13 protein-coding genes and 3 pseudogenes are annotated in these 23,205 nt (G+C 39.1%); 12 read left to right on the forward strand and 4 right to left on the reverse strand.

The genetic code is table 11. The annotated features are described in order from the left end of the window. Both ACIPUA_RS17140 and ACIPUA_RS17145 read left to right on the forward strand, forming a co-directional pair. Positions 1-447: transposase (locus tag ACIPUA_RS17140; protein ID WP_449059244.1), on the forward strand; the 447-nt coding region annotated here is incomplete at its 5' end. A gap of 79 nt (positions 448-526) precedes the next feature. Further along, a pseudogene (locus tag ACIPUA_RS17145) lies at positions 527-875 on the forward strand (IS1595 family transposase); the annotation flags it as partial. A 109-nt stretch (positions 876-984) separates the two neighbouring features. Here ACIPUA_RS17145 and ACIPUA_RS17150 read toward each other — a convergent pair. The 3 genes and pseudogenes from ACIPUA_RS17150 to ACIPUA_RS17160 form a co-directional block, all read right to left on the reverse strand. After that, on the reverse strand, positions 985-2,688 hold the full coding sequence (locus ACIPUA_RS17150) for a LeoA/HP0731 family dynamin-like GTPase (protein ID WP_449059892.1): 1,704 nt from the start codon (positions 2,686-2,688) through the stop codon (positions 985-987). Next, the gene (locus tag ACIPUA_RS17155) at positions 2,689-5,064 is read right to left on the reverse strand and encodes a GTPase (RefSeq protein ID WP_210786616.1); all 2,376 of its coding nucleotides are present in this window, start codon (positions 5,062-5,064) and stop codon (positions 2,689-2,691) included. It abuts the gene before it with no gap. 212 nt (positions 5,065-5,276) lie between these two features. Then, positions 5,277-6,080 (reverse strand): annotated as a pseudogene (locus tag ACIPUA_RS17160) (IS5 family transposase). 497 nt (positions 6,081-6,577) lie between these two features. Between ACIPUA_RS17160 and ACIPUA_RS17165 the strand changes: the two are divergent. The 8 genes and pseudogenes from ACIPUA_RS17165 (at position 6,578) to ACIPUA_RS17200 (ending at position 18,781) form a co-directional block, all read left to right on the forward strand. Continuing rightward, complete coding sequence (locus tag ACIPUA_RS17165) at positions 6,578-7,297, forward strand: WYL domain-containing protein (RefSeq protein WP_449059893.1); 720 nt, start codon at positions 6,578-6,580, stop codon at positions 7,295-7,297. A gap of 113 nt (positions 7,298-7,410) precedes the next feature. After that, positions 7,411-9,834 (forward strand): type I restriction-modification system subunit M, encoded by a 2,424-nt coding sequence (locus ACIPUA_RS17170; RefSeq protein WP_449059900.1) that lies wholly within the window; start codon positions 7,411-7,413, stop codon positions 9,832-9,834. Positions 9,835-9,840: 6 nt separating this feature from the next. Then, a complete protein-coding gene (locus ACIPUA_RS17175; protein WP_449059894.1) occupies positions 9,841-11,169 on the forward strand; it encodes a restriction endonuclease subunit S in 1,329 nt (442 codons plus the stop codon). A 9-nt stretch (positions 11,170-11,178) separates the two neighbouring features. Beyond that, positions 11,179-11,709, forward strand: a pseudogene (locus tag ACIPUA_RS17180) (DUF4268 domain-containing protein); the annotation flags it as partial. 50 nt (positions 11,710-11,759) lie between these two features. Next, on the forward strand, positions 11,760-13,136 hold the full coding sequence (locus ACIPUA_RS17185; RefSeq protein WP_449059895.1) for a DUF262 domain-containing protein: 1,377 nt from the start codon (positions 11,760-11,762) through the stop codon (positions 13,134-13,136). Further along, positions 13,133-15,082: a DUF262 domain-containing protein gene (locus tag ACIPUA_RS17190; protein ID WP_449059896.1), complete on the forward strand. Its 1,950-nt coding sequence runs from the start codon at positions 13,133-13,135 to the stop codon at positions 15,080-15,082. The genes ACIPUA_RS17185 and ACIPUA_RS17190 overlap by 4 nt, the downstream gene beginning before the upstream one ends. Then, positions 15,072-18,107, forward strand: a complete 3,036-nt coding sequence (locus ACIPUA_RS17195) for a type I restriction endonuclease subunit R (protein ID WP_449059897.1) — start codon at positions 15,072-15,074, stop codon at positions 18,105-18,107. Before ACIPUA_RS17190 ends, ACIPUA_RS17195 begins: the two co-directional genes overlap by 11 nt. 440 nt (positions 18,108-18,547) lie before the next feature. Continuing rightward, positions 18,548-18,781 carry a lysis system i-spanin subunit Rz gene (locus tag ACIPUA_RS17200; protein WP_161729449.1) on the forward strand — a complete coding sequence of 78 codons (234 nt, stop codon included), beginning with the start codon at positions 18,548-18,550 and terminating at the stop codon, positions 18,779-18,781. 159 nt (positions 18,782-18,940) lie between these two features. Here ACIPUA_RS17200 and ACIPUA_RS17205 read toward each other — a convergent pair whose 3' ends face one another. After that, a complete protein-coding gene (locus ACIPUA_RS17205) occupies positions 18,941-20,944 on the reverse strand; it encodes a hypothetical protein (RefSeq protein WP_449059898.1) in 2,004 nt (667 codons plus the stop codon). Positions 20,945-21,042: 98 nt separating this feature from the next. Between ACIPUA_RS17205 and ACIPUA_RS17210 the strand changes: the two genes are divergently transcribed. Beyond that, positions 21,043-21,273, forward strand: coding sequence for a helix-turn-helix transcriptional regulator (locus tag ACIPUA_RS17210; protein WP_238789290.1), 231 nt, complete (start codon positions 21,043-21,045; stop codon positions 21,271-21,273). Positions 21,274-21,290: 17 nt separating this feature from the next. Beyond that, entirely contained in the window at positions 21,291-22,784 is a 1,494-nt protein-coding gene (locus tag ACIPUA_RS17215) for a YfjI family protein (RefSeq protein ID WP_449059899.1), read from the forward strand. The last annotated feature ends 421 nt before the right edge of the window (positions 22,785-23,205 follow it).

Below are 23,205 nucleotides of genomic sequence, written 5' to 3' on the forward strand. Positions count from 1 at the left end.
CGCTTCAGAACTCTCAACATTATTGATGAAGGAACGCGTGAATGCTTGGCGATTGAGGTTGATACGTCATTACCGGCTGAACGCGTCATCAGGGTGCTTGAACGTTTAAAAGCCGAAAGAGGGTTACCGAAACAGATCCGAGTCGATAATGGCCCTGAACTCATTTCAGTTAACTTATTGAATTATTGTGAAGATAACCAAATTTTACTGTGCCATATTCAACCGGGAAAACCGCAGCAAAATGGGTTTATCGAACGTTTTAATGGTTCGTTCCGTCGAGAGTTTTTAAATGCGTATTTATTTGAATCATTAAGCCAAGTGCGAGAATTAGCGTGGTTTTGGCTGCAAGATTATAACCAAAATCGAACCCATGAAAGTTTAAATCACCTCCCACCGGAGGCCTATCGTCAACAGTTAGAAAACTCTAATTTAACGTGTCTCAATTAAAGGGGAGTGGACAGTACCTTCTTTAGTTTAATCAATAAGATAATATAAAAAGGGTACTTACACAAATTAGGACAGTCTCGTTTTCGGGCTTCTCAAGCATGGTGGCAAGGTTTATACTAAGATTATACGAGATGCCAAATCCCGCACATTGCTTCCGATAATTGAGTCAAAAATTTACCCTGACAACATCGTTTACACAGGTAATTTTGCCAGTTATGACGTACTGGATGTGAGCAATTTAAAGCATTACAGGATCAATCACAGCACCCAGTTTGTCGACGAAAAAGACCGGCCACATCAATGGCATTGAGAATTTTTGGAATCAAGCGAAGCGTCACATGCGTAAATTTAACGGTATTCCGAAGGCTCATTTTGAGCTGTATCTGAAGGAATGTGAGTGGCGATTTAACACACCTAGTGCAAAATAACAATTAATTATGCTAAAACAGATAGTTAAAGGTAAAATTTAAACTTTATCTAGGGTAGCTCCTTGAAATAAATAAGGGAGATATTTCTCCCTTATTACGATACTAAAACTTAATTCAAATTTTTGAATTCCCCTTCAATAATCATTCCTTCCTTTCTCCATGAAGCAAAAGACTTAGTCTTTTTATAATGTTCGGAATGCATCAACTTAATCTCTTCAATTTTTAGTTTCAGTTCTTTATAAATAGGGAAGAAATTATCAATAAACTCATCCTTATCAATTAGCTCTAAAATTTCTTTTTGCTGACGTTGTAAGTTTTTAATCAAATCACTTTTTGCCAACTGAAATGCTTCTAGCTTTTTTGCCTGATTCCAAGTGTCCCAAGCATCTATGGCTATCCCTATTAAAGGCAATGCTTTATTAATATTATTTGCTAATTTTATTGCTCCCCAAGGCTTAAATTTCAAGATTTCTTTAAGATTTAATCCAACAAATTTACCAGCAGCAACTAATCCATCTCTTGCTGCCAAAATAATGGTGTTATTCAACCTGATGTTTTGAGCTAAATGATTAAACCCTTTTTTCGTTAAAGATCCAACTGCTGTATCAATATTTTCAATTTCTGCATTAAAATTAATTGCTTGTGTATTTAATGCAATATTGATTTGATTTGTTTCATCTTGAAAATATTCATTAATTTTGCTAGTAATGATAGCTCCTTCATCACCTATTTCTCGCACTAAAAAATCACCGATAGTCTCCAAGCTAGTACCTTGGGCCTGCATTACTAAATCTTGAAAATATCCATTAAAACGCGATCTTAAGTTTGTTTTTGCATTATCAATTTTTTTAGAAATTATATTTAAAGCACCTGTTTCAATTTCATAAACTTGGTTAAGTTTTTCCATTTCTTTTGACAATTGAGATTGTTGCTCTTCAATTTCAGGTATTTTCTTAATCAAAATATCACTAATAATAGACTTTCTAGTTTCTTCGATTAAACCAATATAACCACCACGTCTTTTCACAATTTCACTAGTCGCATTTTGCAACAATTTGATATGTGATAGTTGCTCAAATTCATCTCGATTTTCCATCCAATAACTAACACCTTCATCAAATGGGTTTGCTGAAACAGCGACAATATTTAAATCATTTGTTTCCTGTGTAGAAAGAGATAAAATCGAGAATAATCTTTCTTTGACACTTTGCTCTTTAATTTTAAATTTATTTTGGTAGTCTAACTCATCCTCTACATCAGCAACCTCATCAAAACGACTAAGAACAAACACTGTTCTTGGAAGTAAGTTCAAATCTTTAAACAACCATTTTAAATCTTCAATATGACTCTCTTTGATAGGATTTTTAGAGTTCATCACATAAAGAACAATATGTGCTTCACTTACATATTTTTTAGTAATATCTTTATATTTTTCAATTTCTTGAGCATCGGTATTCACCTGCTCTTTATAACCATATAATCCAGGCGTGTCAAAAAGTTGGTACTCTTTATCAATATTATAAATTTTAACTGCGTTTGATGACTCAGAAGCACTAATATTCATAGTTTCAGGGTCAATTTTACCTAACCATGCTGCAGCAATTGAGGTTTTACCTTCCGAAAATCCTCCTATAAGTGCTATTTTTAGCTTATCACCTTGCAGAGTGTTTAATGCATTCTGTAACTTAGCCTTAATATCTGTTGATACATCTAAACCAAACTCTTGCCCTTTTGTGATGAAGCCTTCTAATTTGCTTAATAAATTGATTACTTTAACCTGATTATCTCTATGATTTCTTAAAGTTTCAGACATTTATTTTACCTCATAAGTGCTGCTAATATTATTTGATAACGCTTTAAACATTATGATTGATTGCTGTATATCATCTATAAGCATGGTAATTTGATTGCTTGGCTCATTTAACTGTTTCTTTAAATCCAATAACGAAGGCTCAAGTTTAGCTTCAACGTCACTCAAATTTTCTCTAGCAACTTTTTTAAGCTCTTTTACAATATGTGATAAATTTTTATTAGTACTTTTCTTTTGCTCTGATTTTTTAAAATCAGAATCAAAAAAGCTCCAAATTGCCTTTGCAAAGCTAAATAATAATCCAGTAGCAGTTAAAGCAATTGCTGTCCAGCCTACTGGATTCCACCACATTGCAACACCGACACCAATACCCACCCCAAGCAACCCCATTTTATTAATGCCGTTATTAATATCAAACGTCAATAAAACATCACTATTTAAACCATTAACATCACCAGCTTTAAAGTTATTTTGAATACTTTCTAATCGAGAAGAAAGTTTCAGTAATTTTTCCTGTAATTTTTCATCAAATGTTGAAGTATTAACTTTAAATCCAGCTATTAAATTGTTGCTCACTAATTCAAGATTATTATCAATCTGACTCTTCAAAACACCTTTAAATTCATCATTACTAATATCATTTTCGATCTGCTTATAGACTTTTTGACGGGTCTTATGCTCAAAATCTTGAATATTTTGATCTATCATAGTCTTCAAACCTTGAACTAAGCCCAAGTATTCGCTATCGATCTCCTGCTTAGTAACCACCACTTGCTTATCAATTTTCAGTTTTAAATCAGAGAAATCATCATGAATATTATTTAATCTTTCTACTGTTTGCATCAAAACATAGTTTGCTTTATTAAAATTACTTGCTTTAATCTTAGAAGGGACATCCCCAATCACTCTTTGAGCTAAATGTTCTTGAAAGTTGCTGAGACCTGATTTTTCTTTTAGTTCATTACGGTCTGAATTATTTAAAAATTTTATCTGATTACGATGTTTTTCACTAAATGGAACCAAACAATTAGCTACTGCATAAAATGCAGCCAATCCTGCAACGACTGTATAATCTTTGTAATTTTTATCTAATATGCTTTCCATTAATTTATTTAGATCATTTAATGCACCCTTTTCATCATCATTACTTACCAAACCATTTTTTAATGATCTAGGTGATGTAACTGGTTTATTGTAAACAGTCCAAACTTCTGTCTGATCTGCTAGATGTTTTTTTATTTTTTGAAGCGTACCTTCATTTGGTGCTGCATCCTTACTGGTAATATAAAAAACAGCATGTGCTTTTTTTACAGCATTAGAAATTTCATTCTCAACTAGTTTTTCATCACCCTCAATTCCAGGAACATCAATTAATTTTACTTGTATGCCGTTAATATCAAACAAAAATTCTTTACTTTCTCGAGTAAAATCACTCCGTCCATCCCCCATAATTTGTCCATCTTCAAATTCTCTAAGCTTCCCCAACATTTTTTCAAATTGCTGTAACTGTTGTTCAACTGATTTCTTTTCATTTTCTAACTGCAAAGAGATTATACTTGTTGTTTTTCTCGTTGCATCATATTCATCTTGTATAATAGTAAGATGTGATTTTTTTAAAGCATATTCTTTTTCTATTTTATGCTTCAATACTTTCAGTTCAGAATCTAATTCAGCTTTTCGTTTAATTAACTCTAATTCAATCGCACCAATTTGTTTTTCTTCTTCTAGTCTTTTAAAAAGATAAAGAATTTTTAACCACCATGACATACTTTTCATTTTATATTGAGCAGTTTCTTTTAAAGACACAATCTGAGTATTAAAACCCTCAAGTTCTTGTTCATTCAGTAATGATTGATCCTTAATGTACTCATCATTCTCATATTTAAGCGTATTCAGTATTTTTTGGTAATCTTGTAATTTCTGTGTATAGGTTTCATCTATTTCCTTTAATTTTTGACTATTTTCTAAAATTTTAGAACTAATTTCATGATCAGCATTTTTTAACTGGCTATAAGCCTCTTCATCTAAAGAAAATTCATTCTTAAGTGCTTTGAATTTATCTTGTATTTCTTTTTTAGTGTTTTCAGCAAACAACAGACGCAATACTTCTATGAGTGTCGATTTACCTGCATTGGTTTCACCAAAAAATGCAATGGTGAAATACTCCCATTCAGCATTGCGTTTTAAGTCATCCATTTTCCTTTCAATTTCTTTTTGCTGAAAGTTTAGGATTTGTTTAGATTCGTTAAGTTTTTCGCCTACTAATTGAGTATTTAAAACACTTTCATTCTTTACAATTTTCTCAATAAGTTCAGATATCTTTTCTTTAAGTTCATCATATATATCTGATGGATATCCTAAATCAACACGACTATTCACCACAACCCCCACTAATCATATAATAATTAAATCAATTTTAATCGAGATCTGGTCGTGTATTCAATATAGAGATCATCACAATAGGTAATGCTCCCGCTCCTTTCGTGCTTGATAACAATCCGCCAGCCACGCTTGATTGTGGTCATGAGAAGTCATTTGGGTTAATTGCAAAATACGAAACGATGACCTATAAAGTGAAAAGCGCTAAGAGCCTATCTCAATAGGACTTTATTCCAGACGATGAGACCACAGGCAAAACGCAACATGGCCTCGTAATTTTCGATCTTCTTTTCCCATCGGGTCAGGATTCGGCGAAAGCTATTCATCCAACTGTGCGTTCTTCGACGACCCAACGATGGGATTTGAAGTCTGTGTTTTTACTGTCCTCAGACTCTTCTTTTCGGGACTGGGTATACGGCTCGTAATGGCGGTTCTGTAGGTAGGTTTTCAGCCAGCCTGCATCGTAACCTTTGTCCAGACAGAGTCTCAGTTTTTGTCCCGGACGCCCCGTCTGAAGGGCATCTAGTGTATCTGCAACCAGTTTGATATCATGGGTGTTTGCTGCTGCAACAACCAGCGATAGGGGAAGCCCGTTGGCATTCGTAAGCAGGCTACGTTTTACGCCTTGTTTTCCTCTGTCGGTTGGATTGCGGGCAGTTTTTTTGTTCCCGACAGTGGTGATTTGGTCATGCAGCCGCCCATTGACAACCATGACCAGTCAATACTGTCCAGATATTCACTGGTAAGCAAACCATTCTGCCAAAAGCGTTCAAAGACACCGGTATCACGCCATTCCTGGAAGTGCCGATGCGCAGAACTCGAAGAACATATCCCGTGGCATTCAGGGCGTTCCACTGGCAGCCAGTTCTGAGTACAAAGAATATGGCATTCATGGCAGCTCGGTTATCAACTCGTTTGCGGTGAGTGCCGAGCGGATAATTGGTTTTGTGTTCAGGGATAAGCGGTGCTAATTTTCCCCAGAGTTCATCGCTGATCCGTAATCTGCTACCTGTCATATTTTCACCTTCAGAAATTGCCCGTTACGACATTCTGATAATCCCTTCTGCGGTAGGTTTTTAGTCTTCCTTACAAAATAATTTATGATAGGATAAGGTCTAATAAAATTAATTAGGTTGAAACCAATTCCGTGTTTTATATCCATCAGTCCAGCTTCAACCCGTAGAGATGACTGAGTCATTGTGGATGAATAACCGCGTAGAGCGGATCAGTTTAATGTGATGATGCGATGCCAGTCATGACTTGATAAACAGAGTATTAAGACATTGCTTGAATGGGATAAACAAGACGCATGATAAATGATGGTCTGAAACAAACGGTAGGGGCGAAGTCACATAGGGCTTCGAAGATAGCGCAGTTGCCACAAGCAATCCGGGATCGCATTGCTCACATCGATTTCACCTTATTGTTTAAGGGAGAAGCGGTACGGGCAGATTTAGTCGATCGCTTCAGCATAGCGGCTACACAAGCAACGAAAGACTTCGCGCTATACAGAGTGCTTGCACCAGGTAACATTGAGTATGACCAAAAGCTCAAGGTGCATAAGCGAGGTGAAGCATTTGAACCCTTGTTCGACTACGACGTCGTTCGAACATTGGCGACGATTAGCCAAGGGTACGGAGATGGCTTTACTGGCAAGATAAAACCGCCTTTTGCGTGTGAAGCGCCTTATCACCTTAACAAACCGAGTTTATCGATAGTGGCGAAAGTTACCGAGGCCATCCACAAAGGCAAAGCCTTGCGTATCACCTATGTGTCGTTATCGAGTGGTGAAACAATACGTGAAATTGTGCCGCATACGCTGGTGGACAATGGCCTGCGTTGGCACGTTCGTGGTTTTGACCGCGAGCATAGTGAGTTCCGTGACTTTGTATTGACTCGAATTAAAGCTGCGGTTGTGCTTGAAGACTCCACTTTGTCTGAAACGGAGCTCGAACCCCAAGATCGGCAATGGAACCGATTTGTAGAGCTGGAGTTAGTGCCACACCCACGTATAGAGCACAGCGAAGCGATTGAGCTAGACTATGGCATGACGGGTGGCGTGATGAAAGTTGAGATTAGAGCAGCTACCGCTGGCTATTTGCTACGCCAATGGCATGTGGATTGTTCTACGGAACACTCATTAATGGGCTTTGAGTATCAGCTTTGGTTGCGAAACAACCAGGCACTTTATGGTGTCATAAACTTAAATCTAGCGCCGGGCAGAACAAGTTAATAGAACGATGTAACGGCCATTTAGGCGTTACAGAAAGAACAGAATTTTAAATGTATAGTGAAGCCGTTGCAGCAACTTTGTGGGGTGCAACCAACACTGAACAGGAAAAGAAAATGGATCATAGTGTACATAACAAGCTCATCTCATTTATTTGGAACATTGCCGACGACTGTTTACGTGATGTGTACGTTCGCGGTAAGTACCGCGATGTGATTTTACCTATGGTGGTATTACGACGTTTAGATACGTTACTTGAACCCACCAAAGAAGCCGTGCTTGAAGAGGTCAAGTTCCAAAAAGAAGAGATGCAAGCCACGGAGCTTGATGATGAACCACTGAAGGCGGCTAGTGGTTATGTTTTTTACAATACATCTAAATGGACCCTGAAATCCCTGTTCAACACCGCAACGAATAACCAACAGATATTACTCGCCAACTTTGAAGAGTACCTGCTTGGCTTTAGCGATAATGTTAAAGAAATCATTGAATGCTTTAACCTCAAGTCGCAAATTCGTCACATGGCCTCAAAGCAAGTCCTTCTTGATGTCGTCGAAAAGTTTGTTTCCCCTTACATCAACTTAACTCATGAAACGGTCGAAGACCCAGATGGCAACAAGATGCCAGCCCTTACTAACCTGGGTATGGGGTACGTGTTCGAAGAGTTGATCCGTAAGTTCAACGAAGAAAACAACGAAGAAGCCGGTGAGCACTTTACACCTAGGGAAGTGATTGAGCTGATGACACACTTGGTTTTTGACCCAGTGAAAGAGCAGCTACCATTGACCATGACCGTTTACGACCCTGCGTGTGGTAGCGGTGGTATGCTCACTGAATCTCAAAACTTCATTGAAGAGAAATACCCGAACGACAGCCGAGATATTTACCTTTACGGCAAAGAGATCAATGACGAGACCTACGCGATTTGTAAATCGGACATGATGATCAAAGGCAACAACCCTGAGAACATCAAAGTAGGCTCAACCTTGTCTACCGACGAGTTTGCGGCTTCACGCTTTGACTTTATGTTGTCTAACCCGCCATACGGTAAGAGTTGGGCGTCTGAACAGAAGTACATTAAAGACGGCAGTGATGTGATTGACCCGCGTTTTAAGGTTAGCCTGAAAGACTATTGGGGAAATCTCGAAGTGGTGGATGCCACGCCACGTTCGAGTGATGGCCAGCTGCTTTTCTTAATGGAGATGGTCAACAAGATGAAAGATCCGAGCGTAAGTCCATTAGGCAGCCGGATTGCCTCTGTTCATAACGGCTCATCGCTCTTTACCGGTGATGCGGGCGGTGGCGAAAGTAATATTCGTCGTTTCATCATTGAAAACGACATGCTAGATGCCATCGTTCAGTTACCTAATAACCTGTTCTATAACACTGGCATTACCACTTACATTTGGGTGTTGAACAACAATAAACCTGAGGCGCGTAAAGGTAAGGTGCAATTAATTGATGCCAGCTTGCTCTACCGTAAGTTGCGCAAGAACTTAGGTAACAAAAACTGCGAATTTGCGCCTGAGTACATCACGGAAATTACCGATACTTACCTCGCGTGTAAGGATGTTGAAAGAGCACTGGATGCAAACAATGATCCTGTTGGCATCGCCAGTAAGGTATTCAGCAATGACGATTTTGGCTACTACAAAGTCACTATCGAGCGCCCAGATCGCCGCAAAGCCAAGTTTACTCAAGATGCCATAGCCCCACTGCGTTTTGATAAGCAACTTAGTGAAGTGATGGAGTACGTGTACGCAGAGCACGGCGAACGTGTTTACGAAAAAACTGGCTACGGGTCAGATCAGAAAAAGAGCTTCTTAAAATCCATCGAGAAAGACATTCTTTCTTGGTGTGAAGAGAACGATATCAGTCTCAATGCTAAGGCTAAGGCCAAACTGCTTGATGTGAAACACTGGCTGGCGCTAAAAGCATTGCTTGAAACTGCACAAACGCTGATGGCTGACATCGGTAGCATTGAATTTGATGACTTCAATAGCTTTAAAACCCAAGTTGATAAATCGCTAAAAGCCCATGCTATTAAGCTTTCAGCACCTGAGAAAAATGCCATTCTTCACGCGGTGAGCTGGTATGACGAAACCGCCAAGAAAGTGGTTAAAAAGGTAGTTAAATTAACGGGTGATAAATTAAACGACCTGCTGGAGCGCTATGAGTGTGAAGTCGCTGACTTGCCAGATTTTGGTTATTACCCCGTTCCTTCAGCAGAGGGCGGTAAAAAAGGCGAGTATATCACTTACGAGACCAATTCAGACCTGCGAGATACAGAATCTGTTCCATTAAAGCAAAGCATTTACCAGTACTTCCTAGATGAAGTGAAGCCTCATGTTGATGAAGCATGGATAAACCTAGATACGGTAAAAATTGGCTATGAAATCAGCTTCAATAAGTATTTCTACCGTCATAAACCGCTGCGTAGTTTAGAAGAGGTCGCAACCGACATCATCAACCTAGAACAAAAAGCCGAAGGTTTGATTGCGCAGATTCTTGGTGCGGAAGTAAAAAAGGTTCAGGGGTAAGTCGTTATGATGAAGATTTCTGAAATGCCGAAATATGAGGTTTATAAAGATTCAGGTGTTGAATGGCTAGGGGATATTCCTGCGTCTTGGAGCTTATTAGCTAATAAGCACATCTTTCGCTTGAAGAAAAAACAGGTTGGAAAACGCTCAAGCGAATATGATTTGCTATCGCTTACTCTCAGAGGTGTGATTAAGCGTGATATGGAAAACCCAGAGGGTAAGTTCCCAGCAGAGTTCGATACTTATCAAGAAGTGCGGTGTGGAGATTTCATTTTCTGCTTGTTCGACGTGGAAGAAACACCCAGAACTGTTGGGTTGTCGCCATTTAATGGGATGATTACTGGTGCATATACCGTTTTTGAACTAAATGACAATTTTGATAATAGGTTTTTATACTATTTTTATATGAACCTTGATGCAAAAAAGATGCTTAAACCGCTTTATCGTGGCCTGAGAAATACAATTCCTAAAGATTCATTTCTGAGTTTTAAGACGTTTGTTCCTCCCCATGAGCAACAAACCCGTATCGCCAACTTTCTAGACAAGAAAACCGCTCTAATCGACGAAGCGATTTCGATCAAAGAAAAGCAAATTAATCTGTTAAAAGAGCGTAAGCAGATCATCATCCAACAGGCGGTGACCCAAGGGCTTGATCCCAATGTGCCAATGAAAGACTCCGGTGTGGATTGGATTGGTAAGATTCCAGCGCATTGGGTTTTAAAAAAAATAAAGCATGTGACATCAAAAATTGGAAGCGGCGTTACTCCAACTGGGGGAGGCTCTACATATCTAGATGATGGAATCCCACTTTTACGAAGCCAAAACATACATTTTGATCGAATAGATCTCACAGATGTTGCTCGAATTTCCAATAAAACACATGAGGGCATGAGCAATAGCAAGGTGAAAAAGGGTGATGTGTTACTCAATATTACTGGGGGGTCAATTGGTCGTTGCTATTACGTCGATTCAAGCGACGAAATGAATGTGAATCAACATGTATGTATCGTGAGGCCTAATAAGATAATTAAAACCGTCTTTCTAAATGCTGTATTGGCATCAGAAATCGGTCAGGGCCAAATTTGGTACTTTCAGCAAGGCGGAGGTAGAGAGGGGCTTAACTTTCAAGCGTTAAAAAACTTCTATATCGCGTTGCCTCCAGAAGCCCAACAGGTAGAAATTGCTGAGTACATTGATGAGCTTGAAAAGGAATTTTATTCGGCGATACAAATTCAATTAATGCAAATCGAAAAACTTAAAGAATACAAAACCACCCTGATCAACAGCGCCGTAACAGGAAAAATCAAGATCACCCCAGAAATGGTTGAGCAATAGGACGCGAATATGTTCACGGTAAATCATCAAACCAACAGGATTAGTCCTGTTAGGACAAAGAAGTTCAGTGAGTTGGGCTTTACTGAGCGCAAAAATCTTCAGGAATGGTTGGCACACGAGCCTTCCGCACTGGGTGAAGAGCTGCTGATTATTCAAAAAGAGTTCGATGGCTTTGATGACACCCGTGAACGCTTAGATTTACTGGCACTGGATAAAGATGGCAACTTGGTCATTATTGAAAACAAGCTGGACGACAGTGGCCGCGATGTGGTGTGGCAGGCGCTTAAATATGCCTCCTACTGCGCAAGTTTAACCAAAGCGCAAATCGTTGAAATTTACCAGCAGTACTTAGACCGCTATGAGCCTGTAACAGGAGAGGTTGACTTGTTTAATACCCCTGCAAGTGCTTCGGGTAGAATTTGTGAGTTTTTGGATACGCCTGACCTGGATAAGTTAAAACTCAACCGAAGAAATAGCCAGCGCATCATATTAATTGCGGCAAACTTTCGCAAAGAAGTGGCCAGCACCGCACTGTGGTTAAGGCACCACTACTGCAAGCTTCTAACAGATTAAAAACAAAAGGAAATGAAATGACGGTAAGTGTCGCAACCTGCTCAGTGCAACAACTTTTTGAAGGCCAGAAAATACAGGGAAATAATGGCAAACAGATTACTGGAGAGTTAGTTATTCCTGAGTATCAGCGGCCATATTGTTGGCAAAGTCAGCAAATTGATAGCTTGATAGAAGATTTAGATGCACATTTTCGCAAGCATAATGAGCTATCGTATTATTTGGGTAGCCTTATTCTTCACTACGATGAACAACAGCTGAAAATTATCGATGGTCAACAGCGTATTACGACATTAGCTTTATTCAGTTTTCTATCTCAACAACACCAACAGCTTGATCTACGTTTTGAGTCTCCCCGTAGTCAACAACAAATCAAGACAAATCTTAATTGGTTAGAAAATCATAAGGCGAAATGGGCGAAGCTTATCAATTTTGAGCGTATTCAATTTTCATTGGTGGTCACTGAGTCAGAAGATGATGCATACCGCTTTTTTGAAACGCAAAATACTGGCGGTGTGAGACTTGGTGGTCCCGACATTATCAAAGCTCATCATTTAAGAGCTGTTCCTAAGCTTCATCAATCAAGATTTGCGCTCCAATGGGAAGGATTGGGTAATTTAGATAACTGCGTAAAATTTCTTTTGAAAGGACGATATTGGCAACTGTTGAATATGCGAGATCTTGCACCACATCAGCAGACAAAAGTGGTAAGGGATCAAATTGTCTCCGAACTAGGTGAACAAACGACTGATGGTGACGACATTGCTTATGGACAAGTATTGCGGTTAACTGGGATTGGTGGGGATGTTGTTCAAAAAGCCGCGCAACAAGGATACGAAATCAGACAACCGCTTAATGCTGGTGTCAACACTATTCGTTATCTGGCGTATTTTCAAAACCTGTATCAGCGATACTGGGTTCATCCAACTTTGCCCCATCAAGAAGGCTACAACCGTTTTGTTTGCTGGCTTAAGGGGTTGGAAGGATGTGGTTATCTACAAGGTTTATATGAAGCATGTCTGATGATGTATATCAGCCAGTTTGGTGAATATCAGTTGGAGTTGGCCGCGAAAAAAATATTCAGAGTCGTTTACTCACGCAGAGTGAGTAATCAGAAAGCAGTGAGAGAAAATTCAATTTCAAGTTTTGTGAAGGACTATCCCGTCTTGGATTGGATTGCCTTGAGCTATACGCCTAAGCAGTGCTTTGTTTTTTTTGATGCTTTTGATTTGGCCGTCGATCCTAGCAATTTAGATTCAGATACCAATAGTGTTAAGAAGCGCTTTATTACAGAAGTAAGTAAGCATTTCCAACTGGCTTTGTCGCCAGAACAGTACGCCGCTTCATTTGCTAACTTATTAACCTGCAATATCACCAAAATGACGGAGAAAACATGAGTTCAAAAGTTGAAACGGAGCTGCTCTCATTACGAGCTATTGCGTCAAAAGATTTGGGCTTCGTTATTCCATGCTATCAGCGTCCTTACGTTTGGCGTGAAGAAGAAGTTATCAAGTTATTTGATGATATTCGTGATGCTTATTTAGCTAAAGAGCCTCATTACTTTATTGGTAGTGTTTTGAGTGCGTTAAATAGTGATAAAAGCGAATATGAGCTGATCGATGGGCAGCAAAGAACCACAACATTGATGTTGTTATCACTTGCTTTCAAGTCGGTAGGGATCGAGACTCAGTTGGCTCATGTGAGTATCAAAGGTGAAAATCCGAGGTTAACGTTTGAAATTAGAGAGTCGGTTCGCAACTTACTTGGCAGTTATGCGGGACTGGAAAAGATTACGAAACCCGGTGAAGAAGATATTCGCAAAGATGAGTACTTAGTACATCTAGAAGCTAACCTCACCATTTTGAAGCAGCAAGTTGATAAGTTAGCAAAACAGCCCCACTTCGATATTTATGATTTTGCTAAATACATTTTTGAGCAAGTGCAATGGGTCAACAATATTGTTCCAGCATCGATGGATCTGAACCGGATGTTTTCGAGTTTTAATACGGGTGGCATACAGCTAGAACCGGTCGATTTATTGAAGGCAAAGTTGTTCAAACACATAATAACAGATAAGGACGTTTATAGTAGTATTTGGCAAGCCTGTGAACATACAGACAACTATTTTGAACGCAATCTGAGGCAGATATTCAAAAATGCCGACTGGCAAATGCTGGAGTATTCAGATCTTGCCAAATATCAGGCAGGGCTATTTCCTCTAGTCGGTTCTAGTCACTATATTCAACGAGTCGGTAAATCAATTGCTGAGATAGCATCAGGTTTACAAGACTTTGATGTCAACCCCGAACAAACTCAAAATCAAAGCGATGATTTTGATGATGAGACCGTTTATTGTCGTTCAATAATCAGTTTTGAGTTGCTATTGATTCATACGCTCAGAATTTTTTGCACCCAAAAATCGTGGGATGATCTTGCTCCTCGTATCCGTGCTAGTAATCTGATGTCGTGTTTTGAAAGGTTACTACAACAAGATGAACGAACCATTAAATCGTTTATCGAGTTGTTATGGCAGGTTCGGTATCAGTTCGACACTTGGGTTGTGAAATGGGTAGAGCATGATGATAGAGAAGATGCTCAGTTACGTTTAACCTCGATTAGCAAGAATAAAACCTATATCAATCGTAAAGCCAAAGAACTTGGTTTACTGGCACAATTGCAAGCCGTACGTAACTTTACCGGTGATCACTCAGCCCAGTATTGGTTAACTGCGTTTCTAGGTAGATTAGTTGCTGATCCGAAAGTGAAAGATGAAAACGTAGTTACGCTATTGGAGAACATCGATAACAAAATGTCACTTACTAGGGAAACGCAAAAAGAAGCCAGCTTTAAACTTGCATCAGATATATCGCCACAAACGATACCCTGGGAAGAACAAGCCACATATCTTAATAGCCCTTTAGGAACCCGATTCGAGCATTATTGGTTTCAGAAACTGGAATACTTGCTCTGGAAAAACAGTGATAAAGCCAATGATGATAAGTTAAAACGTTATCGGATTACTTCGAAAAATTCGGTTGAACATGTTCACCCTCAAAAAGAAGAGTACCATCGTGAGCTAGAAAATAGCCCATTAAATTCTTTTGGAAATTTAGTGCTTCTAAGTCCAGGTGAAAACTCTTCGTATAGCAACCAAGCGGTAGCAAAGAAAAAAGCAGATTTTGATTCTAAGCCGCGTTACGACGCGTTGAAGCTGAAAGATATTTTTGAGACGTACACACAATCAAATAACCAATGGTCTGCTATCGAAATAGATAAACATCAGCAGAGGATGTTGAAATTATTAGAAAAACATTACATGCAAGGAGTTATCGATGGTCAGTAACACTAACGAGCAGGCGTTAGAGGCTAGTATTGAAAGAGCACTCACTGGTCATTGCCTTGAAGATCAAAAAGCAGGCATTTCTGATGGTCTTGTTATGCCATATAGAGTGAGCCATTGCGGCTACTCATCAGGCTTCTCATCTGATTTCAATATAAAATATGCCATTGATGAACGTTTTTTCTGGCAATTTCTGCAAAAGACACAAGAAGTAGAGTTGGCCAAACTACAAAAGAACAACCCCTCAGATTGGCAACGTAAGTTACTCGAACGATTTGACCGACTGATTAAGAAGCATGGCATTCTTCATTTACTTAAGAGAGGGCTAAGCGTAGACGATGCTCATTTCAATTTGCTCTATCCTGCCCCTTTGGCAAGCAGTAGTGAGAAGGTAAAGCAAAACTTTGCAGATAACGTGTTTAGTTGTACTCGCCAAGTGCGCTATTCCATGGTAAATCCCCTACAAGAAATCGACATGGTATTGTTTATCAACGGAATACCCTTGATAACGCTGGAGTTGAAGAACGCATGGACCGGGCAAACAGCACGTTATCACGGCCAAAAGCAGTATCGAGATGATCGGGATGCAACTCAGCCATTGCTGACCTTTGGCCGCTGCCTAGTGCATATGGCGGTCGATACCGACGAAGTGTATATGACCACCAAGTTATCAGGTAGCAGTACCTTCTTCTTGCCGTTCAATAAAGGTCACAATCTTGGACAAGGCAACCCGCCGAATCCATCTGGCCATAAAACGGCATACCTATGGCAAGAAGTATTCACTAAAGACAGCTTGGCGAATATTATTCAGCATTTTGTGCGTCTGGATGGGGCAAGCAAAGATCCATTACCAAAGCGAACCCTGTTCTTTCCTCGATACCATCAATTGGATGTGGTGAGAAAATTAGTAGACCATGCCGCCCAGCACGGTGTCGGTCAGACTTACTTAATTCAACACTCAGCCGGTTCAGGTAAGTCTAACTCGATTACCTGGGCAGCTTATCAGCTAATTGAAACCTATCCTGCTTCGTCTGATGTGGCAGGCGGAAAAAGCTTGGAGCAGCCGTTGTTTGACTCTGTGATTGTGGTCACCGATAGACGCCTATTGGACAAGCAGCTGCGGGATAACATTAAAGAGTTTTCTGAAGTAAAGAACATTATTGCCCCAGCGAATAAGTCTTCTGAGCTTAAGCAGGCGCTGGAGAATGGCAAAAAGATTATTATAACGACGATTCAGAAATTCCCGTTCATTATTGATGGTATCGCCGATCTTAGTGACAAGCGCTTTGCAGTGATCATCGATGAAGCACACAGCTCACAGTCTGGTTCGGCGCATGACAATATGAACCGAGCGATGGGCAAGTCTGAAGTCGAAGAGGCAGAAGATGCTCAGGATAAAATCCTTCAGGCGATGAGATCGCGTAAGATGCGCGGGAATGCGTCGTACCTGGCATTTACAGCGACACCAAAAAACAGCACTTTGGAGAAATTTGGTCAACGCCAAGAAGATGGCTCTTACAAGCCGTTTCACTTGTATTCGATGAAACAAGCCATTGAAGAAGGCTTCATCTTGGATGTGCTGGCAAATTATACGACGTACAAAAGTTATTATGAGATTGAGAAATCAATTGCTGATAACCCTGAGTTTGATACCAAAAAGGCGCAGAAAAAACTTAGAGCTTATGTAGAACGAAGCCAGCAAACAATTGATACCAAGGCAGAGATTATGCTGGAGCATTTTGTTCCGCATGTCGTGAATACGAAAAAGCTCAAAGGTAAAGGTAAAGGAATGGTGGTCACTCAAAATATTGAGGCGGCCATTCGATACTACAAAGCGATAAGGCGAATACTTGAGGAGCAAGGGAACCCCTTTAAAGTTGCCATTGCTTTCTCAGGAACCAAAGAAGTTGATGGTATTGAATATACCGAAGCAGATATTAATGGTTTTGCCGAGTCAAATACCAAAGATATGTTTGATACCGATGAGTATCGACTTTTAGTGGTTGCGAACAAGTATCTGACTGGGTTTGATCAGCCTAAACTTTGCGCCATGTATGTAGATAAGAAGCTCGCCAGTGTCTTGTGTGTTCAGGCGCTATCTAGGCTCAATCGCAGTGCACCTAAGCTAGGGAAGAAAACAGAAGACTTGTTTATCCTGGATTTTTTCAACTCGGTTGAAGATATTCAATCAGCATTCGATCCTTTCTATACAGCAACGTCATTATCCCAAGCTACAGATATAAACGTACTGCACGAGTTGAAAGATGAAATGGACGATGTCGGTGTGTACGAGTGGTATGAAGTTGAAGACTTTGTGACGCGTTATTTCAAGAATGAAGACGCCCAAACACTCAGTCCAATCATTGATATTGCCACAGCGCGGTTTGACCATGAACTAGATCTTGAAGCTGAAGCTAAAGTGGACTTTAAGATTAAAGCCAAACAGTTCGTTAAAATCTATGGGCAGATGGCTTCTATCATGCCTTATGAAATGGTCAGCTGGGAAAAACTGTTTTGGTTCCTGAAGTTTTTAATACCGAAATTGAAAGTGGAAGATCCCGATGCTGATGCTATTGATGAGCTTCTCGATTCTGTCGATCTGAGTTCATACGGTTTGCAACGTGTGAAGCTTAATCACAGCATTAAACTTAGTGACCAAGAAGCGGAGCTTGATCCTCAAAATCCGAACCCACGTGGGGCGCATGGCGGTGAAAAAGAAACTGACCCGCTGGATGAAATCATTCGCACATTTAATGAGCGATGGTTCCAGGGCTGGAGTGCCACACCTGAAGAGCAAAAGGTTAAGTTCGTGAACATCGCTGAAAGTATCCGCAATCACCCTGACTTCGAATCGAAATACAAAAACAACCCAGATCCCCATAATCGAGATTTGGCCTTCGAAAAAATGCTCAAGGAAATCATGCTGCAACGCCGTAAAGATGAACTTGAGCTCTACAAGTTGTTCGCAGGAGATTCAGCATTTAAAGCCTCGTGGACGCAAAGTATGCAACGAATGGTAGGTAGGTAGAAAGGAGTGATGGTTTGCTGAAGGCAGTCTCAGAGTTATTAGGTGGGTCACCAGGCCTGAAAGGACGTCAAATTGCCAAGGAGCTGGGACTGGATAAGTCACAAGTGAACTCGTTTCTTCACAAACACCAGGATACGTTTGTCAAAAACTCAAATCATGAATAGTGCCTGATACGAGCTCAGCATGTGGAAATTGATTTGGTGATTTTTTGAAGATCATTGACACCAGTGGCACACCTGTTGAGATAAAAGAGCTTGAACCAAGGTGGCGTGTTGCAGTGGCCTTCGGCGTTTTGTTCCATGATATTGGTAAGCTCGTATCAGACTATTCCCTAACAGACGAGGATTGCGGCTATTAGTGGAACCCTTTTAAAAGGCAGATAGCGCCCACTACCTGCCTAAGCAGCTTCTAGTACTGACTATAGCCTAGCCATATGGGGAATGTGGAAACAACACGAAAGGATAGGTGAGCTAAACACTAAGAATGCCGAATTGCTTGTTGAGCTGACCGAACAAGTCAAAATCAATGCAGATTATCAAGAACGCGTCCAATCCCTCCATCAACTCGATACAAAACATACTCAGGAATTAGCTAATGCAAAAATTCAAATTGATAAGTTGCGTAACCCGATGATATTTTTTTGCTCTATAATATTCCTCTCTGCCATCAAGTAGGTATTGCCCAACTTAAAAATCATAAAACGAATTAATAACAAGTTAACGGGCCGCCCACTAGCCAATAAAATATAAAAATAGAAGGTATACCCTGCAACAGCTGCTACATGTAGCAGCTGTTGCAGGTGCATTGATTGACATGAATAAGAGTGAAGGTGTTTAGTTATCTTTATTAGTCTGTTTTTCTTTCACGATGAATAATGCGCGGCGTAATGTTTCTCTTTCTTCATGTTCATATTTTGATATTCCTGTGAATGATAATATGTTTGGAAGTGATTCGCCATAACCCGCTAGATTTTTATATAAATAAGAAAGGCAACCAAGGCAATTATATAATGTAGCCTCATTGAGTATACCTATCAGATTATCATTGGTTTCGTGTTTCGTTAATACTTTATTTTGAATGATAAGGCTTGCCAGTTCTTTATCTGTAAGCAACATTTTCTCCTGAAAAAAAGCTTCCCTTAATTTTTTAAGGGCGAGCTCAACCGAATCGAGAAGCCCATAAACGGATTGTGAAGGAATTAGTTCGGAGTGATCATTATCATAAATAATCATTTTTTTTATCATTCTATTATATATCATGATTGAATGCAGAACTGTTTGGTTGTTGGGATCATTAATTACAGGGTTTTCTTCTATATCAGAAACTGACTGAGTAGGATTTTTAATGTCGTGTGTAACAATGATATATTCAGTATATACACCTTGATTTGTTAAAATAGGATTGATATAGGAGAGCAATGATCCGTATCGAATCGATTTTGGTTCAAACTTTATTTTTAATGCGAGATTGATAATAGCGAGTGTAGATGTAAAAAAACCTAATGGGAATTCTTCAAATGAGATTTCGTTAATAACCTCTCTTATGTTATCTAACTCGTTAGCGTAAAGTAGCTCAAGAATATAAGGGATTTCTTTGTATAATTTAAGAGATGGCACTTCGTCACAGAGCTCATCTAAGTATGATGATAATTCAAAAATGCTTATTTTTTTTAGGGAAAACTCAGATAAGTTTATGGAGGGTACAAGAGTAGGTAAAGGCAGATGAGATTTATTTTCAAATATAAAGTTTTCTAGAATATTAAGAATACCGTAACAATAACTAGGGATACATTGACACTCACATTCAGGGCCTTGGCCGCAATCACAGTCATCTTCACAACTAGGGATATCTATTTTCTCGTGAGAAATTAACACCTCGATATACTCATACAGTGCATCTTCTCCCAAAAAAATAGGATCATTTTCAACATTTTGGTAAAGATACCGTTCTAAATAGAAGAGAGGATCTGGCGCTTCAAGTTTATCTTCAAGTAATTTTTTATAATTTGATACAAGTGGCGTCAGTAGGTGAGTGATTTTTTGAAAGGCGAGCAGGACACTAAGAGAAGTATAAGCGACTCTCAATTGCTCAAATTGGGTATCGTGTGGTTTACCTATCTCGCTCGCTTCTTTTTTGCAAGCATCAATAATCGTATCGATGTTACAAATTGTTGTGAATGATGAGGTTCTTATATTGTTAATTGAGGTTGTAATTTCAAAAAGATTAACAATGGGGTTGAACGCTAATGTCTTGATGTAGTATTTGAGATAGGCTCTCACCCCCTTACAGAGCGATTCGAGATTATTGTGATGATTGTCGTAGTATTCACTCAGTATAAAATGATGGATATGACTGTAAAAATGTAATTGTTCTTTATCGACGGAAAGACTCAGCGTTTTATACATATCTAATGCCACAATGGCGGGTATGGTGGCTTTTGTATATTTTCTTAATATTTCTTTTTTTTCTAAATTAGACACAACGTATTGAGCAATCAATGCGTTATACAGTTGCTCATATTTATAGAAAAACATCTGTCTTTCTGTCTGAGTAAAGACTGCTTTGCTATCGATGATATTAATCAATTTTTGATAAGTTTCTTTAGTATTGATGTTGTCATCACCATATTCCTGCGTTTTCAGATTACCTGTTTTTGCAAAAAAATCTTGATGTAATGAAAAATTTTCAATTTTTCTCTGGTTAGCTAGATTTAGCGTTTTATATTTTTTGTTTTTATTTTTCCTTTCTTTTGTGTTGGTTTTTTCTATTCTTTCCTTATTTAAAACTGTTATGTCGTAAGCTGTTAACATGATATTAGCAAAAATATGGGTGTACATGACATTCTCCAGTTGGTTTCCAATTTTCTACGAGGACATATTGCCAGATGATGTGGAAAATGAATATCTCTTAAGAACGTGAATCAATGGAGAATCAAATGCATCATCTAAACGAAAATATGAGTCAGAATAATTTGCCTATACGTATTTTACGTATGACCGAGTTAACGGTAATGCTAGGGATATCCAGATCGAGCATTTATGAAAAATTGAATCCTCGCTCTAAGTATTACGATGAGAATTTTCCTAAGCCTATCAAGCTTGGCGCCTCATCAGTTGGCTGGCAATATGCTTCAGTTGAAAAATGGTTAACTTCAAGAATGGTTTAATCAATAAGGCGGATGAAATGTCACAAAAAAATGAAGAGTTATATTTAAACATAGAGAAATTACCAGATTATTTTCAACGCATGATTGAGCAAGTACATATAAAAACAGGAGCGGCGGCTGAAATTATTTTGCCTACTCTGTTAAGTGTGATGTCCCTGTCGTGTCAGGATAGCTTTGATATTGAACCGATAAGTGGACGAAAATATCCACTGTCACTTTATCATGTTGTTTTGGCGAGGTCGGGGTGCCGAAAATCTACTGTTTATAAACTGCTCACAAAAGCAATTTCAGAATTTGAGCAACAACTCGAACAGGATTTTTATATTGAAAGAGATAATTATGAGCGGAGTCTGGTGCTATGGAATGTAAAATTTAGCGCATTGAATAAATGCTATCAAAAAGCGCTGAATCAGGGAATAAAAGTGAATGAAGCTTTTTTGAATTTAGAAGAGTGCCTTGTTCAAAAACCAGTAGCGCCAATAAAAAAACGTTTAGTAATCAATGATTCAACAAGTGAAGGTCTGGCTCAGGAGTTGGGGGATGGATATCCCGTATTGTCGCTGATGTCAGATGAGGCGGGTGAATTGTTTGAAAGTAGTTTATTGCGAAAAACACCATTACTAAATTCGCTTTGGTGCGCAGAGGGGAAATCGGTAAGCCGAGCATCTAGAGATAACTATGTCATCAAAGATTGTCGTTTTAGTCTGTTACTCATGGTCCAGCCAGCGTTATTTGACAGCTTTATGGATAAAAAAGGAAAGAAAGCAAAGAGTTCAGGTTTTTTAGCTCGCAGCTTATTAGTGGATCTAGATCAAATTCAGCAATTATGTGAGATAAAAAATGTTTCACATTCAACTGAATTAAGTTTAGCAGATTTATCGGCTACGTTAATAAAACATTTACAAAAAGGAATAAAACGTCGGGAAAATGACGAAGAACGCCATTGTATTACTTTAGCACATGATGCCCAAGGGGCGTGGAATGGCTATTATCAAGCTGTTAAAAAGATGATGGAGCCTGGTGGGGAATTACATGCTTATGATGATTACGCATCGCGCTTTATGGAGCATGCTTCTCGAATTGCTGGGGTGATGCAAATGTTTATGACACCCGATTCCACTGTTGTTACGTTGGAAACGCTGGAGTCGGCAGTCTATATTACTCAGTGGCATCTTAATCACTTTATCAAAAAAATAGATGATTTTAAGGAAGTCAGTGATGCTGAAAAACTCCTGTTATGGTTGGAGGAGCATCTTGTCAGTAATAAATCGTATGATTTTCGGCGAAATGACATCATTAAAAATGGCCCCTATTCACTGAGACGTTCTGACCGTTTGCGGCCTGCATTAGAAAAACTACAGCAGGAAGCTAAAGTTCAATTATTCGAAAAAAATGGGATTAACTATGTCAAGTTTACAGGGGCAAGAATGATACCTGAAGAGCTAGCCGAACGATTGAATATTCCGTTGAGTAGCAGAGGAGTATTCATACTCAATAACTCACCAAGATAAGGATAACTTCAGAGTTATTTTTAATAATATCAGTGAGTAGGATTATATCACCAAGCAAGGCTTATTGCGGCTTTGGGGAGGATGAGTCTGTCTTTTATTAAATGGAATGATGTCGGTATAGGTAATATATACCATCTTACTAAATACAATAATAAATTATAACAATAACACCTATCAATCAACAAAGCAATGTTTATTTAATCACCGTACCTATTGTGTCTATAACTCACTGTGTTATGGATGCGATAGGTACTTAAACACGAATACAGATATCGCTATTTCTATGATAGTAAGGTAATAAAAATGTCAGATTATGCATTAACTGAAACAGAATTGGATCAACTGATAACTATCGCGAGTGATCGCTATGATTCCTCGATATCGTATTATATCCTTCGTCGATTACTGGCAGTGGTTGAGA

It is taken from the genome of Providencia sp. AGC89 (assembly GCF_053543535.1).